This window comes from Nocardioides sp. Z43_10, assembly GCF_059766615.1.
The window spans coordinates 1-17315 of the sequence record NZ_JCBAJY010000007.1; the positions used below are offsets into that span (position 1 = coordinate 1).

General features: G+C 72.8%; 17 protein-coding genes. 9 read left to right on the forward strand and 8 right to left on the reverse strand.

Annotation, left to right across the window (positions count from 1 at the left end; translation table 11 throughout):
* The 4 genes from AC6EI4_RS13475 to AC6EI4_RS13490 form a co-directional block, all read right to left on the reverse strand.
* Positions 1-1185 (reverse strand): hypothetical protein (locus AC6EI4_RS13475; RefSeq protein ID WP_498451765.1); only part of this gene is annotated, 1185 nt, incomplete at its 3' end.
* A 149-nt stretch (positions 1186-1334) separates the two neighbouring features.
* Positions 1335-1547, reverse strand: coding sequence for a hypothetical protein (locus AC6EI4_RS13480; protein ID WP_498421955.1), 213 nt, complete (start codon positions 1545-1547; stop codon positions 1335-1337).
* A gap of 81 nt (positions 1548-1628) precedes the next feature.
* Positions 1629-2045 (reverse strand): DUF4439 domain-containing protein, encoded by a 417-nt coding sequence (locus AC6EI4_RS13485; RefSeq protein WP_498421953.1) that lies wholly within the window; start codon positions 2043-2045, stop codon positions 1629-1631.
* Positions 2042-2629, reverse strand: coding sequence for a hypothetical protein (locus AC6EI4_RS13490; protein WP_498451766.1), 588 nt, complete (start codon positions 2627-2629; stop codon positions 2042-2044). Before AC6EI4_RS13490 ends, AC6EI4_RS13485 begins: the two co-directional genes overlap by 4 nt.
* Positions 2630-2763: 134 nt before the next feature.
* On the opposite strand from AC6EI4_RS13490, the gene rimP reads away from it, so the two are divergent.
* From rimP to AC6EI4_RS13530, 8 genes are all read left to right on the forward strand, one after another.
* Positions 2764-3255 (forward strand): ribosome maturation factor RimP, encoded by a 492-nt coding sequence (gene rimP / locus AC6EI4_RS13495; RefSeq protein WP_498421949.1) that lies wholly within the window; start codon positions 2764-2766, stop codon positions 3253-3255.
* Positions 3255-4232, forward strand: coding sequence for a transcription termination factor NusA (gene nusA / locus AC6EI4_RS13500; RefSeq protein WP_498421947.1), 978 nt, complete (start codon positions 3255-3257; stop codon positions 4230-4232). Before rimP ends, nusA begins: the two co-directional genes overlap by 1 nt.
* A gap of 67 nt (positions 4233-4299) precedes the next feature.
* On the forward strand, positions 4300-4707 hold the full coding sequence (locus AC6EI4_RS13505) for a YlxR family protein (RefSeq protein ID WP_498451767.1): 408 nt from the start codon (positions 4300-4302) through the stop codon (positions 4705-4707).
* 118 nt (positions 4708-4825) lie between these two features.
* Complete coding sequence (gene infB / locus AC6EI4_RS13510) at positions 4826-7798, forward strand: translation initiation factor IF-2 (protein WP_498451768.1); 2973 nt, start codon at positions 4826-4828, stop codon at positions 7796-7798.
* A 109-nt stretch (positions 7799-7907) separates the two neighbouring features.
* Positions 7908-8393 carry a 30S ribosome-binding factor RbfA gene (gene rbfA, locus AC6EI4_RS13515; protein WP_498421941.1) on the forward strand — a complete coding sequence of 162 codons (486 nt, stop codon included), beginning with the start codon at positions 7908-7910 and terminating at the stop codon, positions 8391-8393.
* A complete protein-coding gene (truB, locus tag AC6EI4_RS13520; protein ID WP_498421940.1) occupies positions 8390-9265 on the forward strand; it encodes a tRNA pseudouridine(55) synthase TruB in 876 nt (291 codons plus the stop codon). The genes rbfA and truB overlap by 4 nt, the downstream gene beginning before the upstream one ends.
* An 83-nt stretch (positions 9266-9348) precedes the next feature.
* Positions 9349-10287 carry a bifunctional riboflavin kinase/FAD synthetase gene (locus AC6EI4_RS13525; RefSeq protein WP_498422266.1) on the forward strand — a complete coding sequence of 313 codons (939 nt, stop codon included), beginning with the start codon at positions 9349-9351 and terminating at the stop codon, positions 10285-10287.
* On the forward strand, positions 10284-11300 hold the full coding sequence (locus tag AC6EI4_RS13530) for a hypothetical protein (RefSeq protein WP_498451769.1): 1017 nt from the start codon (positions 10284-10286) through the stop codon (positions 11298-11300). Before AC6EI4_RS13525 ends, AC6EI4_RS13530 begins: the two co-directional genes overlap by 4 nt.
* 43 nt (positions 11301-11343) lie before the next feature.
* On the opposite strand, the gene AC6EI4_RS13535 is transcribed toward AC6EI4_RS13530, so the two are convergent.
* From AC6EI4_RS13535 to AC6EI4_RS13550, 4 genes are read right to left on the reverse strand one after another with little or no spacing between them, the layout of a single operon-like run.
* Positions 11344-11601 carry an HPr family phosphocarrier protein gene (locus AC6EI4_RS13535; RefSeq protein ID WP_498421936.1) on the reverse strand — a complete coding sequence of 86 codons (258 nt, stop codon included), beginning with the start codon at positions 11599-11601 and terminating at the stop codon, positions 11344-11346.
* A 40-nt stretch (positions 11602-11641) separates the two neighbouring features.
* Positions 11642-13777: a PTS fructose transporter subunit IIABC gene (locus AC6EI4_RS13540; protein WP_498451770.1), complete on the reverse strand. Its 2136-nt coding sequence runs from the start codon at positions 13775-13777 to the stop codon at positions 11642-11644.
* Positions 13774-14745, reverse strand: a complete 972-nt coding sequence (locus AC6EI4_RS13545) for a 1-phosphofructokinase family hexose kinase (protein ID WP_498451771.1) — start codon at positions 14743-14745, stop codon at positions 13774-13776. The genes AC6EI4_RS13540 and AC6EI4_RS13545 overlap by 4 nt, the downstream gene beginning before the upstream one ends.
* The gene (locus AC6EI4_RS13550; protein WP_498451772.1) at positions 14742-15509 is read right to left on the reverse strand and encodes a DeoR/GlpR family DNA-binding transcription regulator; all 768 of its coding nucleotides are present in this window, start codon (positions 15507-15509) and stop codon (positions 14742-14744) included. Before AC6EI4_RS13550 ends, AC6EI4_RS13545 begins: the two co-directional genes overlap by 4 nt.
* 100 nt (positions 15510-15609) lie before the next feature.
* On the opposite strand from AC6EI4_RS13550, the gene ptsP reads away from it, so the two are divergent.
* Positions 15610-17313 (forward strand): phosphoenolpyruvate--protein phosphotransferase, encoded by a 1704-nt coding sequence (gene ptsP, locus AC6EI4_RS13555; RefSeq protein WP_498451773.1) that lies wholly within the window; start codon positions 15610-15612, stop codon positions 17311-17313.
* The last annotated feature ends 2 nt before the right edge of the window (positions 17314-17315 follow it).

The following is a 17315-nucleotide window of genomic DNA, read 5'->3' on the forward strand; positions in this document are numbered from 1 at the left end:
GCAGGTGTGGTCGATGAGGGTCAGGCGTTCGACGAGGCGGTCGGGGGTCTCGTAGGCGTTGACGTGGACGTGGTCCTGGAGGTCGATGACCGGCTTGATGGTGATCTGGGTGTCGGGGGTGGCGCACCAGTCGCGGACCTGGTCGAGCGAGACGAAGGAGGCGGTGTTCTCCACGCGCGCCAGGTGTACGGCGCTGGCGGCGTCGGTGTCGGTGCTGCAGTCGGGGTGGGCGCCAGCGTCGTCGAGGCCTCGGGCGCGTAGCGCGTCGTGGGAGAGGTGGACGTAGAGCACGACCTGCCGCGGTCGTCGGGCCGCTGCACGCGACCGGTGGGCGGCAGTACCCGCGTCATGCGGGTTGTGCGGTTGATCGGGAGCACCTGGTGCCTCGGATCCACCGCACTGACCTGCGCCCGGCCCCTCGCCGGCGCCCAGGTCGAGGGCGAGCTGGCGTCGGGCGAGCTCCCCGGCGGCCTTCGCCCGCCGCACCCCGAGCGGGTCCACCGACCCCAGCGCCTGCTGCTGCGCCGCACCGGCCGCGACGGCCGCGTCGAGGTCGAGAGCGTCGGCGAGGTCGAGCTCACCGCGCACGGTCATGGTGCCGTCGTAGGAGACCTGGTCGGTGTCGATGTCGAAACACCGCCCATCCGCAGCCGCGCGGCGCCGAGCCTCGGCCTCCTCGGGCTGGAACCGGACCCGCGCCTCTTCGATGAGCCGGTCCAGGGCGGCGAGACCGATCTTGTGTGCGACTGCGGCGACGTGGGTGTCCACGAACCCCGCACCCGCTGGCACCAGGCTCATCGTGGCGTCCGCGATGCGCCGGGCTTTCCACGCCACGAGATCACCGCTGACGACCTGCGCCCAGACCTTGGGGAGGCAGTGGCGCAGCTCCAGGGCCTGCCCGACATACCGCCGCCCGGCGTCGGTGGACATTCCGATGGCGAGGGCGAACTCGGTGACCGCGAACTCCGCCACCAGGGGCGCCCCGGGTCCGGCGACGGGGATCCCGTGGTCGCCGTACGGCCCGTGGATGACCGCGGCCGCTTCAAGGGACTCCACCGAGTGCATCGCGGCCCAGTCCACCGCCAGCTGCAGCTGCTCGGCCTCCGCGCGGTCCGCGGTGGTGCGCCGTACTCGCGCGGCGTCCAGCACCGCACGGGCGGTGTCAGGAGTCGCGGTCCGGGTCATGGATCCACTCAAGCAGGCGCCACCGACAGTCCTGCCCCCAGAAACCGCCACGACACGCGGACTGTGGAGAACTCATTCGAGTTGATTCTGAGGACGCCCCCTCGCGCTCGCCCCTCGGCGATCCGAGTCCAGCTCCGCCGGCGCCCGGACTACTTCGAGGGCTCGGGGACGGTGCAGTCGACCTTGGGGTTCACCCCGAGGTAGTTCAGCGGCCCGGCCACGATGGTGAGGACGGTGTCACTGGTGGTCTTGCAGTTCACCTTGCGATCGTCGGAGAAGTAGTCCCGCTGGTAGGCGGCCAGGGCGCCGATCACCAGCCAGACCACGATCAGGGCGCTGAGCAGACTGCTGACGGCTTTCATGGAACGTCTCCTGTCACTGTGCGGGTCTGTGCCGGGACCCGATACCCCGTTCCGCGGAGCGCAGTCACCGGCCGGGCGAGCTCACTCGCCGGGGAAGTCCTGGGGCGCCCCGCCCAGGCGGACCCGGCGCACGGCGGCGTCCACCAGCGCCGAGACGGCCCAGGCCCGCTGCGCGCCGACGCTGTTCGCGACCAGTGCGGCGTACGTCGCGGCGCAGCCGTCCTCGATCTCGATGGCCGCCTCGCGGCGCTGCTGGGAGGTGCGCAGCGGGGCGGGGATCTCGTAGGCCGAGGCGGCCGCGACCGGCTCCTGGCCCAGGTCGCGCAGCGCCCGGGAGAGCTCGTCGCGCCGGGAGCGGTGCAGGGCGTAGCCCCGCGTCAGCTCCGCGTTCAGCTCCGCCTCCGCCGAGGCCGACGTCCGTGCGCCCAGCACCGCGTAGAGCCACGCGGCGGCGTGCTCCGCGGCCAGCGTGCGCTGCAGGGCCTCCGGCGTGCTCACGAGGTCTCCGCCGATCCCGGCGTCACCGGCAGCGCGACGGGAAGAGCCGCCAGGTGCTGGGCCACCGATGCCGCCATCACCGCGAGCAGCCGGGCGAAGGTGCCGCTGTCGGCCTGCTCGGCGAGCGAGCCGAGGTCGCTCTGCAGCGCCTGCTCGCGGCGCCGTAGGCCGGCCCAGGCCCGGGCGGGGTCGGCCGGGCTGGTGGCGCTGGCAGGCGGCGCGGGGTCGGGGACCGCCTCGCTGAGCAGGTCGCGGTGGGCCTGCTGGGCCTGGGCCAGGGGGTCGAGCAGGCCCGCGGCTGAGCGGTGGCGCGCGGCAACCGCCACGACGAGGGCGAGGGCGGCGTCGATGCGCTCGAGCGCCTGGGCGGCCAAGCTCTCGTCGAGGACGGCCTCGTCGGAGGGGGAGTTGTCGGGGGACGGTGAGCCGGAGGGGTCGGGGCTGGCACCCGGCGTGTCGCAGGCCGTGAGTGCCGTGACGCCGACCGCGAGTACGCCGCCGCGCAGCGCCGCCCGGCGGGTCGTCTCGCGCCGTCCCCACGGGACCAGGTCGTGCGCCGGGCGGGCAGGGTCGGTGCTGGACACGCCGACGACCCTATCGCCGCGCGCCGGGACGGCGCCGACGACGCCGCCGGGACGCGCAAACGGCGATGGTCGGGAAGGCCTTCGCAACGGCTAAGGTGGAGGCTCTACAACAGCACAAGGAGGTAGCTATCCCCGTGAGTACCGCCCGTCAGGACGCCACCCGGGACCGCATCGAGTCCGAGCTCTCCGGACCCCTCAGTGCGCTGGGTCTCGATGTCGAGGCCGTCGAGATCACGCCCGCCGGCAAGCGCCGCGTGCTGCGCGTCGCCGTGGACACCGATGGGGGCGTGACCCTCGACGACGTCGCGGACGCGACCCGTGCCATCTCCGAGGTGCTGGACGAATCCGACGTGATGGGGGAGATGCCCTACACGCTCGAGGTCACCTCGCGCGGCGTCGACCGCCCCCTCACCCTGCCGCGCCACTGGCGCCGCAACGCCGACCGGCTGGTCAAGGTCACCCTCCTCGAGGAAGGTGAGCTCACCGGTCGCATCACCACCAGCGACGAGACCTCCGTCACCCTCGACATCGACGGGGAGAGCCACGAGATCGCCTACCGCGACATCGCCAAGGCCCTCGTCCAGGTCGAGTTCAACCGCAAGGCCCGAAAGGACGACGACGCCTGATGGACATCGACCTGAGCATCCTGCGCATGCTCGAGCGCGAGAAGGAGATCTCCTTCGACGTGCTCGTCGAGGCGATCGAGCAGGCCCTCCTCACGGCCTACCACAAGTCCCCGGGAGCCCGAGCCCGGGCGCGGGTCGAGCTCGACCGCAAGTCGGGCCACGTCACGGTGATGGCCACCGAGGTCGACGACGACGGCAACGAGATCGGCGAGTTCGAGGACACCCCGGCCGGCTTCGGCCGGATCGCGGCGACGACGGCCAAGCAGATCATGCTCCAGCGCCTGCGCGACGCCGAGGACGAGCTCAAGTTCGGCGAGTTCTCCGGACGCGAGGGCGACGTGATGTCCGGCGTGATCCAGCAGGGCCGCAACCCCGACGACGTGCTGGTCGACCTGGGCCGGCTCGAGGCGCTGCTGCCCGTCGGCGAGCGGGTCCCCGGCGAGAAGTACGAGCACGGCAGCCGGATCAAGTGCCTGGTGGTCTCGGTGCGCAAGGGGATGCGCGGCCCCCAGGTCACGCTCTCGCGCTCGCACCCCAACCTGGTCAAGAAGCTGTTCGCCCTCGAGGTGCCCGAGATCGCCGACGGCACCGTCGAGATCACCGCCATCGCTCGTGAGGCGGGACACCGCACCAAGATCGCGGTGCGCTCCACGATCCCCGGCGTGAACGCCAAGGGTGCCTGCATCGGCCCGATGGGCCAGCGGGTCCGCAACGTGATGGCCGAGCTGCACGGCGAGAAGATCGACATCGTCGACTGGTCGCAGGACCCCGCCCAGATGGTGGCCCACGCGCTGTCGCCCGCCCAGGTGCGCTCGGTCGAGATCGTGGACCTGGCGGCCCGCTCCGCGCGCGTCGTGGTGCCGGACTTCCAGCTGTCGCTGGCGATCGGCAAGGAGGGCCAGAACGCCCGCCTGGCGGCGCGGCTGACTGGCTGGCGCATCGACATCCGCTCCGACGAGGCGCCGGCGCCGCGCTGAGTGCGCTGCGGCCACATCGGGCCGCCCGGTTCGGTGAACGACGCCTGAAGGAGTAGTGTTGTTGCCAGTGGCACGCGAACTCACCCCTCCCGCACGCCCCGATCACCGCCGTACGCCCGCTGGCTCCTCGCCCGCTGGTGGCGGGGGACCGGTCAGGACGTGCGTCGGGTGTCGGGAGCGGGCCACGAAGAGCGAGTTGTTGCGAGTGGTCGCTGGCTCGGACGCCTGGGGCTCACCAGCCCTGGTGCCCGATCCCGGGGCCACTGCACGCGGCCGAGGGGCGCATCTGCATCCCCGCGCCGAGTGCTTCGACCTCGCGGTGCGGCGCAAGGCATTCCCTCGGGCCCTTCGGGTCCAGGGAGCGCTCAGTGCCGAGCCGGTGAGGGCCTACCTCGACTCGCTCCGCGTGTTGATAAGCCAGCGTGACGAAGACCATGCGTTGACTCGCAGAGTCGCTGACATGACCGACGTGTGACCTACAGGAACTGGAGCAGCAGCTCATGAGCACTCGATGAGTACTTCCCGATGAGCATGCACAACCACTAACGGTCCGCAGCACCCCTTGAGACGGGGCTCGGGCCAGAAGGAGCAGCGTGGCTAAGACCCGAGTCCACGAACTCGCAAAAGAGTTCGGCGTCGAGAGCAAGTTCGTTCTCGAGAAGCTCAAGGAGATGGGGGAGTTCGTCAAGTCGGCATCGTCGACGGTCGAGCCCCCGGTCGAGATGCGTTTCAAGAAGCAGTTCGGCGAGCAGTTGAAGACTGCTGCGCCGGCACAGGCAGCCGACCAGGCCGCCCCCACAGCACCCAGCACGAGCGCCCCCAAGGCGCCGGGTACTCCCGGCCCGCGTCCCGGCCCCAAGCGGGCCGCGGCACCGGCAGCCGTCGAGGTCCCGGCAGCCGTCGAGGTCCCGGCAGCGCCCCAGGCTCCGGCAGCGCCGGCCCCCGCGCCTGCTGCCCAGGCTCCGGCCGCAGCCCCCGCACCGGAGGCGCCCGCCGCTCGCGCGGCTCAGCCCCCGGCCGGTGCGCCGCGCCCCGGTCCCAAGCCCGGTCCCCGCACGCCCTCGGCTCCCGAGCCGCAGGCGGCTCCCGAGCCGCAGGCGGCACCCGAGGCTCCGGCAGCTCCGGCGGCTCCGGCCGCTCGAGCCGGTGGCCCGACGCCGAAGGCGCCCGCGCCCAAGTCGCCGGCACCCCGACCGGTGGGCCGTCCCGGCTCGCCGCGCCCGGGCAACAACCCCTTCTCGCCCAGCCAGGGCATGGGACGTCGACCGTCCGCTCCGCGTGACGGTGGCGCGCCCGGCGCCGGCGCAGGTGCTCCCGCAGGCGCTCCCGGCGCCTCCGGTGGCGACCAGCGTCCGCCGCGTCCGCCGTCGGCACGCGACGGTGGCGCCCCCGGGCGTCCCGGCATGCCGCGCCCCAACCCGGCGATGATGCCGAAGTCCCCGGCCGCCTTCGGTGCTGGCCCCGGCGGCCGCGCCAGCGGTCCGGGTCGTCCCGGCGCCCCCGCCCGCGGTGGTGCCGGTCGTCCCGGCGCGCCCGGTCGCGGTGGCCCCGGCGGTGCCCCCGGTGGTCCCGGCGGCTTCGCCGGTCGCCCCGGCGGCGGTGGCCGTCCCGGCGGCGGTCGTCCCGGTCAGCGCGGTACCACGCAGGGTGCCTTCGGGCGTCCCGGTGGCCCCTCGCGTCGTGGTCGCAAGTCGAAGCGCGCGCGTCGTCAGGAGTTCGAGGCCATGCAGGCGCCCACCATCGGTGGTGTGCGCGTCCGCAAGGGCAACGGCGAGACCGTGCGTCTGGCCCGCGGCTCCTCGCTGACCGACTTCGCCGAGAAGATCGGCGTGGACGCGGCAGCGCTGGTCCAGATGCTGTTCAGCCTGGGCGAGATGGTCACCGCGACCGAGTCGGTCAACGACGAGACGTTCGAGCTGCTCGGCGAGGAGCTCAACTACGACGTCGTGGTGATCTCTCCCGAGGACGAGGACCGCGAGCTCCTGGAGTCCTTCGACCTCGAGTTCGGTGAGGACGAGGGCGACGAGTCCGACCTGTCGGCGCGTCCGCCGGTCGTCACGGTCATGGGTCACGTCGACCACGGAAAGACCAAGCTCCTCGACGCCCTGCGCAGCGCCAACGTGGCGGCGAAGGAGGCCGGTGGCATCACCCAGCACATCGGTGCCTACCAGGTCGCCACCGAGGTCGACGGCGACGAGCGTCTGATCACGTTCATCGACACCCCGGGTCACGAGGCCTTCACCTCGATGCGTGCCCGTGGTGCGCAGGCCACCGACATCGCGGTCCTGGTGGTCGCGGCCGACGACGGCGTCATGCCGCAGACGATCGAGGCGCTCAACCACGCCAAGGCCGCCGGCGTGCCGATCGTGGTCGCGGTCAACAAGATCGACAAGCCCGACGCGGACCCGACCAAGGTCCGTGGCCAGCTCACCGAGTACGGCCTGGTCCCCGAGGAGTACGGCGGCGACACGATGTTCGTCGACGTCTCCGCGAAGTCCGAGCTCAACCTCGACAAGCTGCTCGAGGCGATCGTGCTCACCGCCGACGCGTCCCTGGACCTGCGGGCCAACCCCAACCAGGACGCTCAGGGTCTGGTCATCGAGGCGCACCTGGACCGCGGTCGCGGCCCGGTCGCCACGATCCTGGTCCAGCGCGGCACGCTGCGCGTCGGTCAGTCCATCGTCGCGGGTCCTGCCTACGGCCGGGTCCGGGCGATGCTCGACGAGCACGGCGACAACATCACCGAGGCCGACCCGTCGCGCCCGGCGATGGTCCTGGGTCTCACCGCGGTTCCGGGTGCGGGCCAGAACTTCATCGTCGTCGACGACGACCGGATGGCACGCCAGATCGCCGAGAAGCGCGAGTCGCGTGAGCGGGCGGCCATGCAGGCCAAGCGCCGCGTGCGTCGTACGCTCGAGGACTTCATGGCCTCCATGGAGAAGGGCGAGACGCAGGAGCTCAACCTGATCCTGAAGGGCGACGTGTCCGGCTCGGTCGAGGCCCTCGAGGACTCGCTGGCCCAGATCGACGTCGGCGACGAGGTCAGCCTGCGGGTCATCGACCGCGGTGTCGGTGCGATCACCGAGACCAACGTCGACCTCGCCGCCGCCTCCGACGCCATCATCATCGGCTTCAACGTCCGGCCCCAGGGCAAGGCGAGCCAGATGGCCGACAAGGAAGGTGTCGAGATCCGCTACTACTCGGTCATCTACCAGGCGATCGAGGAGATCGAGGCGGCGCTCAAGGGCATGCTCAAGCCGGAGTACGAAGAGGCGGTGCTCGGCCAGGCCGAGATCCGCAACATCTTCCGCTCCAGCAAGATCGGCAACATCGCCGGCTGCATGGTCACCTCGGGCACGATCCGGCGCAACGCCAAGGCGCGTGTGCTCCGCGACGGCGCCGTGGTGGCCGACAACCTCGACCTCGCCTCGCTCAAGCGGGAGAAGGACGACGCGTCGGAGGTCCGCGAGGGCTTCGAGTGCGGTCTGGTGCTGAAGAACTACCAGAACATCCAGATCGGGGATGTTGTGGAGTCCTTCGAGATGCGCGAGATCCCGCGCAGCTGATCCAGGCAACGCGGCCGGGCGTCCCCCTTCGGGGGCGCCCGGCCGTTCTGCGCATAATGGCGGGGGCGTGACCACGCGCCCCGCCCCACGTTCGAACCAGGGAGAAGTCATGGCCAGCCCACGTGTCCGCAAGATCGCGGACCGGATCCAGGTGATCGTCGCGGAGATGCTCGAGCGGCGGATCAAGGACCCGCGGCTCGGGTTCGTCACCATCACCGACGTCCGGCTGACAGGTGACAGCCAGCACGCGACCGTCTACTACACCGTGCTCGGCGACGAGGACGACGTCACCGCGAGCGCGGCCGCCCTGGAGTCGGCCAAGGGCGTCCTGCGCGCCGAGGTCGGCAAGCAGCTCGGCATGCGCACCGTGCCCACGCTCACCTTCGTCCACGACGCGCTGCCCGAGAACGCGCGTCAGATCGAGGACCTGCTGGCCAAGGTGCGTGAGTCGGACGCGGCCGTGGCCGCCGCCCGCGAGGGCGCCCAGCCGGCCGGCGAGGCGGACCCCTACCGCAAGCCGCACGAGGAGGACCAGCTCGAGGACGAGCCGGACCCCTCGCCCGAGGACGCCGCCGAGGGCACCCGCGGGGCGTGAACGCCCCTTCGCCCTCGGGCCTCGTCGTCGTCGACAAGCCCGGCGCCCTCACCTCCCACGACGTGGTCGCCCGGGTGCGCCGCCTGGCGGGCACCCGCAAGGTCGGTCACGCGGGCACGCTCGACCCGATGGCCACCGGGGTGCTCGTCCTCGGCGTCAACCGCGCCACGCGGCTGCTGGGCCACCTGATGCTCACCGAGAAGGCGTACGCCGCCACGATCCGGCTCGGGGTCAGCACCGTCACCGACGACGCCGAGGGCGACGTCCTCGCGCGGTCCGCAGCCGAGCACCTCGGCGACGACGAGATCGCGCAGGCCCTGCAGCGCTTCGTCGGCGACATCGAGCAGGTCCCGACCGCGGTCTCGGCGATCAAGGTCGACGGCAAGCGTGCCTACCAGCGGGTGCGCGAGGGCGAGCAGGTCCAGCTCAAGGCCCGCCCGGTGACGGTCCACGAGCTCACCGCCGGCGTCCCGCGCCGCGGGGACGGCGTCGTCGACGTGGACGTCGAGCTGCGCTGCTCCAGCGGCACCTACGTCCGGGCACTGGCCCGCGACCTCGGCTCGGCCCTGGGCGTCGGCGGGCACCTCACCGCGCTGCGCCGCACGGCGGTCGGCGGGTTCTCCCTCGACGTGGCCAGCAGCCTCGAGCAGCTGGCCGAGGAGTTCACGATGATCCCGATCGCCCAGGCCGCGCGCGCCAGCTTCACGTCGTACGACCTGGGGGAGGAGCAGGCGGCCGACGTGCGCGTCGGCCGGGCCCTGGAGCTGGAGCTGCCCGACCGGCCGACGGCGCTGTTCGACCCCTCCGGGGAGTTCCTGGCCCTCTACGAGCAGCGCGGCGCGCAGGCACGTGCCGTCGCCGTCTTCGTCTGAAGGCGCACTCCATGCCCGCCAGCGCAGCCGCTGTGAAAGGCTGACCCGCGATGATCCAGCAGCACAGGAAGGCCGGTGGGCCGATGCGCGTGTGGCGCTCCCTCGACCAGGTACCGGCCGATCTCGGTCGCACCGTGGTCACCATCGGCAACTTCGACGGTGTCCACCTCGGTCACCAGCACGTCGTACGCCGCTCGCGCGAGGTCGCCGACGCCCTCGGCGTCGAGGGCGTGGTGGCGGTGACCTTCGACCCGCACCCGATCGCGGTGCTGCGTCCCGAGCACGCGCCCCCCACACTCACCACGATCGACACTCGGCTCGACCTGCTCGCCCGAGCCGGTGTCGACGACGCCCTGGTCGTGCCGTTCGACCGCGACATCGCCAGCTGGGCGCCCGAGGAGTTCATCCAGCGGATCGTGGTCGAGGCGCTGCACGCGCGCGCCGTGGTCGTCGGAGCCAACTTCCGCTACGGCAAGCGGGCCGCCGGCGACGTGGCGCTGCTCCAGCGGGTCGGCGCCGACAGCGACTTCGTCGCGGAGGGGATCGCCCTGGACGGCGGACCGCAGGTGTGGTCCTCGACCTATGTGCGCAACTGCCTGGCCGCCGGTGACGTCGAGGGCGCGGCCGAGGCGCTGGGGCGTAACTTCTCGGTGCGCGGAGCCGTGATCCGCGGCGACCAGCGCGGACGCGGGCTGGGCTACCCCACGGCCAACGTGCCGACCAGCGGGATGGCAGCAGCCCCCGCCGACGGTGTCTACGCCGGCTGGATGCGCCGCCTCGACACCGGTGAGGTGCTGCCGGCGGCGATCAGCGTGGGCACCAACCCCACCTTCGACGGAGAGCGGGAGCGGCGGGTGGAGTCCTACGTGCTCGACCGTACCGACCTGGAGCTGTACGGCGTCGAGGTCGAGGTCTCCTTCGTCGCCCGGCTGCGGGGGATGGTCCGCTTCGCCGACGTCGAGGCCCTCGTCGAGCGGATGGGCGACGACGTCGCCCGGGCCCGAGAGCTGCTCGGGTCGTGACCTCGCGGATCCACGAGGCCGACACCCTGCGCTCGACCGAGGCCTGGTTCCTGCGCAACGGGCTGCCCTACTTCGTGCCCGCCGAGCGCGAGGCCGCGCGTGCGGCCCTGCATCCGCGCAAGACGCTGCCGCTGGTGCTGCTGGTCGGCCTGGTGGCGGCGGGGGCCGGGTGGGCCCTGGCCTGGGTCTCGGAGGATCTCGCCTTCGCCCCCGCCACGCTGTTCTCGATCGGGGTGGCGGCGGCCGGGTTCTACGGCGTCACCGCGCTGCGGGCGCGACCGCTGCTGGGCTGGGCGCTGGGCCGCACCATGTCCAGCCTGCGGATGCTGATGCCGATGGTGGTCCGGGCGCTGCCGCTGCTGCTGCTGTTCGTGACCTTCCTGTTCATCAACGCGGAGGTCTGGGAGGTCGCCGCCAGCTGGACCGGCGGCGTGCTGTGGCTGACCGTGCTGCTCTTCTGCCTGATGGGCGCCGGCTTCCTGCTCGGTCGGCTGCCCGAGGAGGTGGACCGCACCGACGACTCCGTCGACGACCGCCTGCTGCTCACGGCGTGCACCGGCACCCCGCTGGAGGCCGCCGCGCGTGACCTGGTCGCCGATCCCGACAGCGACCCCGCGTCGTACGCGACCGTGACCGGCTACGAGCGCTGGAACCTGATCCTGGTGCTGATGATCGTCCAGGCCGTGCAGGTGCTGCTGCTGGTGCTCTCGGTGTTCGCGTTCCTGATGGCGTTCGGCTCGCTGGCGATGACCAACGACGTGGTGCTCGTCTGGGCCGACGAGGCCGCCGGCGACGTCGGGCACCTCCCGGGCCTGCCGAACACCTCGCTCCCGCTGCTGAAGGTGGCCACCTTCCTGTCCGCCTTCTCCGGGCTGTACTTCACGGTCTCGGCGCTCACCGACGAGACCTACCGCGCCCAGTTCTTCTCCGGCGTGCTGCGCGAGATGGAGCGCGCCGTCGGAGTGCGGGCGGTCTACCGGGCGCTGCGCGCGCACAGCGGGCAGACGCTGTAGGGCGCCGCCCGCTGCGGTGGGTGGTGAGAGCCGGTGGCGGGGCTCAGGCGTCGAGGTCCTGCTCGACCATCGCGGCGATCTTGTCGACCGCCGTCTGGTCGTCGCCGGAGACCTCGACCTCGGCCCCGTTCCCGGCGCCCAGGGTCATGATCATCAGCGCCGAGCTCGCGTCCACGGGGTCCCCGCCGGGCATCGAGATGAACACGTCGCTGCCGAGCTCCCCGGCCGCCTCGGAGATGAGCGAGGCGGGACGGGCGTGCAGGCCGACGGCGGATCCGACGATGACGGTCTTGCTGGGCATGTGAGCTCCTTCGAGGGGGTGGGGTGGTTGGCTGGGCTGCTCAGAGGGCAACGGGAGTCGCGGCCTTCGTGTCGGCGTACTCGTCGGCCGGGGTGCGGCCGAAGCTCTTCAGCACGATCACGGCGAGGGCGGCGACCAGCACGCCGGCGGCCAGCGAGATCAGGTAGCCCAGCACGTTGTCGACGGCGAAGAGCACGAACACACCGCCGTGCGGAGCCCGCAGCGCCACGTCGAACGCCTGGGACAGTCCACCGGTGACGCCGCTGCCGAGCATGATCGCCGGGATCACCCGCAGCGGGTCGGCCGCGGCGAACGGAATGGCGCCCTCGGTGATGAAGGAGGCGCCCATCAGCCAGGCCGCCTTGCCGTTCTCCCGCTCGGCCGGGGTGAAGAGCTTGGGACGCAGCACGGTGGCCAGCGCCAGGGCCAGCGGCGGGACCATGCCGGCGAGCATCACCGAGGCCATGATCTTCAGCTCGGGAGCGTCGGTGGCGGTGGCCGCGGCGCCCAGCCCGGCGGTGGCGAAGCCGTAGGCCGTCTTGTTCAACGGCCCACCCATGTCGAAGGCCATCATCAGTCCGAGCACGACGCCGAGGATGATCGCGGAGCCGCCGCTCATCGAGTTGAGGCCGTCGGAGAGCGCCTTGGTCAGTGCGGTGAGCGGCTTGCCGAGGACCGCCAGCATGATCACGCCGGAGATCAGCGTGGCGCCCAGCGGGATCACCAGGACCGGCATCAGGCCGCGCGCCCAGACCGGGACCTTCCACGAGGAGATCCAGTAGGCGACGAAGCCGGCGAGCACACCGCCGACCAGGCCGCCCAGGAATCCGGAGTTGAGGGTGTCGGTGGCGATCCAGCCCATCACGAAGCCCGGCGCGATGCCCGGCCGGTCGGCCATCGCGTAGGCGATGTAGCCGGCCAGGGCGGGGACGAGGAAGGTGAAGGCCGCCTGCCCGAGCACCAGCAGGAGCGCCCCGATGTAGGTCAGCAGCGGTCCGCGGGCCAGCTCGGACTGGTCGAGGTCGTACGCCGAGGGGTCGGGCAGGTCGAAGATCGTGGAGTTGGTGACGATGTGCTTGGCGACGTTGACCTCCTCCCCGTTGAAGGTGCCGGCGAAGTTGATCGCGTAGCCACCGAACAGGAAGCCGAGCGCGATCAGCAGGCCGCCGGCGGCCACGAACGGGATCATGTAGGAGACGCCGGTCATCAGCACCCGGCGGATCCGCGCCCCCCAGGACTCGCCGGCCCCGGCGGTGCTGGCCTCCTCGGCGCTGCCCTCGACGCGCGGCGCCGAGGGGTCGTCGGCGGCCCGCAGCGCCTCGGCGATCATCTGGTCGGCCTCGTCGATCGGGCGCTTCACTCCGGAGCGGACCACGGGCAGCCCCGCGAACCGGCCGCGGTCGCGCACCCCGACGTCCACGGCGAAGATGGCCGCCCCGGCCCGGGCGATCACGTCGGCGGGCAGCGGCGAGGCGCCGGCCGAGCCCTGGGTCTCCACCGCGATCTCCACTCCGGCGCGCTGGGCGGCGGCCTCGAGGGCCTCGGCGGCCATGTAGGTGTGGGCGATGCCGGTCGGGCACGAGGTGACCGCGACCAGGCTGGGCCGCTCGGCCCCGGCGTCGCCCGCAGCGTGAGCCGGCGTTGTGGGGCTGGCGCCGGTGGCCGGCGCGGGCGTGTCCGCCGCGTGCGCCCCACCGGGGGTGCCCGTGCCGGCTGCCGGGGCGGCGTCGGGGAAGATCCCGGACACGATCGCGACGACCTCCTCGGCGCTCGCCGCCGAGCGCAGGGCGCTGGTGAAGTCGGGCTTCACCAGGGCCCGGGCCAGCTGGGTGAGCAGCTGCATGTGGGTGGTGTCCCCGCCCGCGGGCGCGGCGATCAGGAAGGCGATGTCGGCGGGTCCGTCCTTGGCGCCGAAGTCGACCGGTGGGCTCAGCCGCGCGAAGGCGAGGGTGGGGGTCTCGACTCCCGCGGTGCGGCAGTGCGGGATGGCGATGCCGCCGGGCAGGCCGGTGGCGGAGGTGGCCTCGCGGGCCAGCGCGTCCGTCACGAGCTGAGCGGTGTCGGTGGCGCGTCCGGCGTCGTGGACGACGTCGGCCAGGGCACGGATGACGTCGTGCTTGTCGGTGCCGAGGTCGGCGTCGAGCCGGACCAGATCGGCGGTGAGGAGGGCGGTCACGGGTGGCCTCCAGGTATCGAGGGGAGAGCGAGCGAGCGGACGTGCACCAGCTCGGGGTGGACCAGGGACGGGTCAGGGACACCCGTCCCCGGCAGGCTCGCCGCCGCGCTGCCGTAGGCCACGGCGAGGGCGAGGCGATCGGCCGGCGACTTGTCGGTGATGTCGCCGAGCATGTAGCCGAACAGGCTGGCGTCGCCGGCCCCGACCGTGCTGGCCAGCACGGTCGGTGGGGGAGTGGCCTGCCAGACGCCGTCGGCCCGGACGAGCACGGCGCCCTCGCCGCCGAGGGTGACGAGCACGGACCCCACCCCGCGCGCGACGAGACCCTGCGCTGCCTGGGCGGCCGCGGCCGGGTCACTCTCCAGCGACTGCGCGGAGAAGCCGGTCAGCGAGGCCAGCTCCTCGGCGTTCGGCTTCATCAGATCGGGGGCGGCGCGGTCCAGGCCGGCCACCACGGCGGAGAGGGGCTCCCCGCTGGTGTCGACCGCGATCTTGGCGGAGCCGTGGGCCAGGGCGGCCACGAGCTCGGCGTACCAGGTCACCGGCGCCCCGGGCGGCAGCGAGCCGGCCAGGACCACCCAGTCGGCGCTGTCGGCGCGGCGCAGCAGCGCGTCGCGCAACCGGCCCAGCGACTCGGGCGTGGCCACGGCCCCGCGGGTGTTGAGCTTGGTGGTGGTGCCGTCGGGCTCGGTGATCGTGAGGTTGACCCGTATCGGGCCGGTCGGCTCCTCGGGGCGGCAGTCGACACCCACGGCGAGCAGCTCGGTCACGTAGGGGTCTTCCCTGTCGGCGGGCAGGACCGCGATCGAGGGGATACCCGCGGCCACCGCCGCACGGGAGATGTTGACGCCCTTGCCACCGGACTGCGAGAGGCCGGACTCCACGCGCAGCACGCCGCCGCGCTCCAGGGGGCCGTCGAGGTTGACGGTGCGGTCCACGCTCGGGTTGGGGGTGAGGGTGACGATCATGCGACCACCACCTCGACGCCGGCTTCCTCGAGGGCGGCCCGGTCGAAGGTGGTGATCGCGCCGTCGGTGACCAGGACGTCGACGTCCGAGATCTCCGCGAAGCGCAGGGTCCGCTCCTGGCCGATCTTCGCGGAGTCGGCCAGCACCACGACCCGCTGCGCGGCGGCGACCATCGCCCGCTTGGCCGCGGCCTCGGCGTCGTCGGGAGTGGACAGCCCGTGCGAGACCGAGATGCCGTTGGTGCCCAGGATCGCGATGTCGGCCCTGATCCGGCCGAGCGCCTCGACGGTCTCGGCGCCGACCGCGGCCTGCGTGGTCGCGCGGACCCGGCCGGGCAGCAGGTGCAGCTCGACGTTGGGTTGGCTGGCCAGCCTGGCGGCGATCGGGACCGCATGGGTGAAGACGGTGAGGGGACGCTCACGGGGGATCAGGGCTGCGAACCGTCCGGTCGTGCTTCCCGCGTCGATGAGCACGGTCGACGCGGCGCCGGGCAGCAGGTCGATCGCGGCCGCCGCGATCCGCTCCTTGGCCTCGGGATTGGCCGCGTCCCGGTCGCTGAGGGCCACCTCGATCACCGTGAAGGTGTCGGCCGGCACGGCGCCCCCGTGCACGCGGCGCAGCAGGTTCAGCCGCTCCAGGGCGGACAGGTCACGGCGCACGGTCTCGGTCGTGACGTCGAACTCACGGGACAGGTCACTGACCGACACCCGACCCTGACGGGTGACCAGCTTGACCATCGCCTGCTGGCGTTCCTCGGCATACATTCGGCCTCCATCCCTGGACCGTCCCCCACGATCTGCGTTTATGTTGTTTTAGTCCCCGTTTGTGTTGACTGTCAAGGGTCCGGCGGGTTTCATGGGAAGCATGACCAGCCAGACCGACACCAGCCGCGGCTCGCGGCACCTGCAGGGCACGCCTGTCGTCGCGGGGGTCGTCGTCGGCCCTGCCGTCCACGTGATCGGCACCGTGGAGCCGAGTCTGGTCGAGGCGTTCGGCACCGGCGGCTTCGAGGACGCCGAGCAGGCGCTCGCGGCGTACGACGCGGCGGTGCAGGAGGTGGCTCAGGGATACGCGCGCAAGGCGGAGTCGGCGTCCGGCTCGGCCTCCGAGGTGCTGGCCGCCAGCGCCGGACTCGCCCGCGACAAGGGGCTGCGCACGGCGGTGCGCAAGCACCTGGGCCAGGGCGAGGTCGACCTCCTGGCCGCGGTCGGCGCGGCGGTGCAGCAGTTCGCGAACGTGTTCGCCGACATGGGTGGGCTGATGGCCGAGCGGGTCACCGACCTGCACGACATCGAGCGCCGGGTGGTGGCCCACCTCGTGGGGGCCCCGGAGCCGGGTGTGCCCACGCCCGACGAGCCGTCGGTCCTCCTCGCCGCGGACCTGGCCCCCTCCGACACCGCGGGGCTCGACCCCGCCCGGGTGCTGGCCCTGGTCACCGAGCGCGGGGGCTCCACCAGCCACACCGCGATCATCGCCCGCCAGCTGGGCATCCCGTGCGTCGTCGGCTGCTCCGGGGTGCGGGAGATCCCCGGCGGCACGCCCGTGCTCGTCGACGGCACCACGGGGATCGTCGAAGCCGAGCCCGACGAGGCCGACTCGCAGCGCCGGGTGGCGGCCGACCGTGAGCTGCGGGCGTCGCTGGAGGCGTGGACCGGGCCGGCGAAGACCCGGGACGGCTCCGCGGTGAAGGTGCTGGCGAACGTGGCCGACGCGGAGTCCGCCCGTCTCGCGGCTCAGGCCCCGGTGGAGGGGGTCGGGCTGTTCCGCACCGAGCTGAGCTTCCTCGGACGCCGCGAGGAGCCCTCGGTCGAGGAGCAGGCCGAGCTCTACGCCGAGGTGCTGGCGCCGTTCGCGGGTGCGGGGCGCTACGTCGTGGTGCGCACCCTCGACGCGGGTTCGGACAAGCCGATCGCCTTCGCCACCCACGAGGGCGAGGAGAACCCGGCGCTCGGGGTGCGGGGGCTGCGACTGGCCTTCGACAACCCCGGCCTCCTGGAGCGCCAGCTGGCGGGCATCGCGCTGGCCGCCGAGCGCACCGGGGTGGAGACCTGGGTGATGGCCCCGATGGTGGCCACCGTGGCCGAGGCGCGCGAGTTCGCCACGATGGTGCGCGGCCACGATCTCAAGGCGGGGATCATGGTCGAGGTGCCCAGCGCGGCCCTGCTGGCGCACCGGATGCTCGAGGTGGTCGACTTCCTCTCCATCGGCACCAACGACCTGACGCAGTACACGATGGCCGCGGACCGGATGGAGACCGACCTGGCTCACCTCACCGACGCCTGGCAGCCGGCGGTCCTCCAGCTGATCGCGATCACCGCCGCCGCGGGTCGCCAGGCGGGCAAGCCGGTCGGCGTGTGCGGCGAGGCCGCTGCCGACCCGCTGCTGGCCTGCGCCCTGGTGGGCATGGGGGTCACCTCGCTGTCGATGGCCGCCGCCGCGGTGCGTCCGGTGGGGGCGCGCCTGTCCCTGGTCACCGCGACCGCGTGCGAGGAGGCCTCCGAGGCGGCGCTGGCCGCGGACAGCCCGCTGGCGGGGCGCGCGGCCGCCCGCGTCGCGCTCGGCCTCTGAGC

Bases quoted from the DNA above. Each gene is read 5' to 3' on its own strand.
- ptsP (WP_498451773.1), top strand. From the start codon at position 15,610: ATGACCAGCCAGACCGACACCAGCCGCGGCTCGCGGCACCTGCAGGGC.
- AC6EI4_RS13525 (WP_498422266.1), top strand. From the start codon at position 9,349: ATGCGCGTGTGGCGCTCCCTCGACCAGGTACCGGCCGATCTCGGTCGC.
- AC6EI4_RS13535 (WP_498421936.1), bottom strand. From the start codon at position 11,601: ATGCCCAGCAAGACCGTCATCGTCGGATCCGCCGTCGGCCTGCACGCC.
- AC6EI4_RS13480 (WP_498421955.1), bottom strand. From the start codon at position 1,547: ATGAAAGCCGTCAGCAGTCTGCTCAGCGCCCTGATCGTGGTCTGGCTG.
- AC6EI4_RS13550 (WP_498451772.1), bottom strand. From the start codon at position 15,509: ATGTATGCCGAGGAACGCCAGCAGGCGATGGTCAAGCTGGTCACCCGT.
- rbfA (WP_498421941.1), top strand. From the start codon at position 7,908: ATGGCCAGCCCACGTGTCCGCAAGATCGCGGACCGGATCCAGGTGATC.
- nusA (WP_498421947.1), top strand. From the start codon at position 3,255: ATGGACATCGACCTGAGCATCCTGCGCATGCTCGAGCGCGAGAAGGAG.
- AC6EI4_RS13545 (WP_498451771.1), bottom strand. From the start codon at position 14,745: ATGATCGTCACCCTCACCCCCAACCCGAGCGTGGACCGCACCGTCAAC.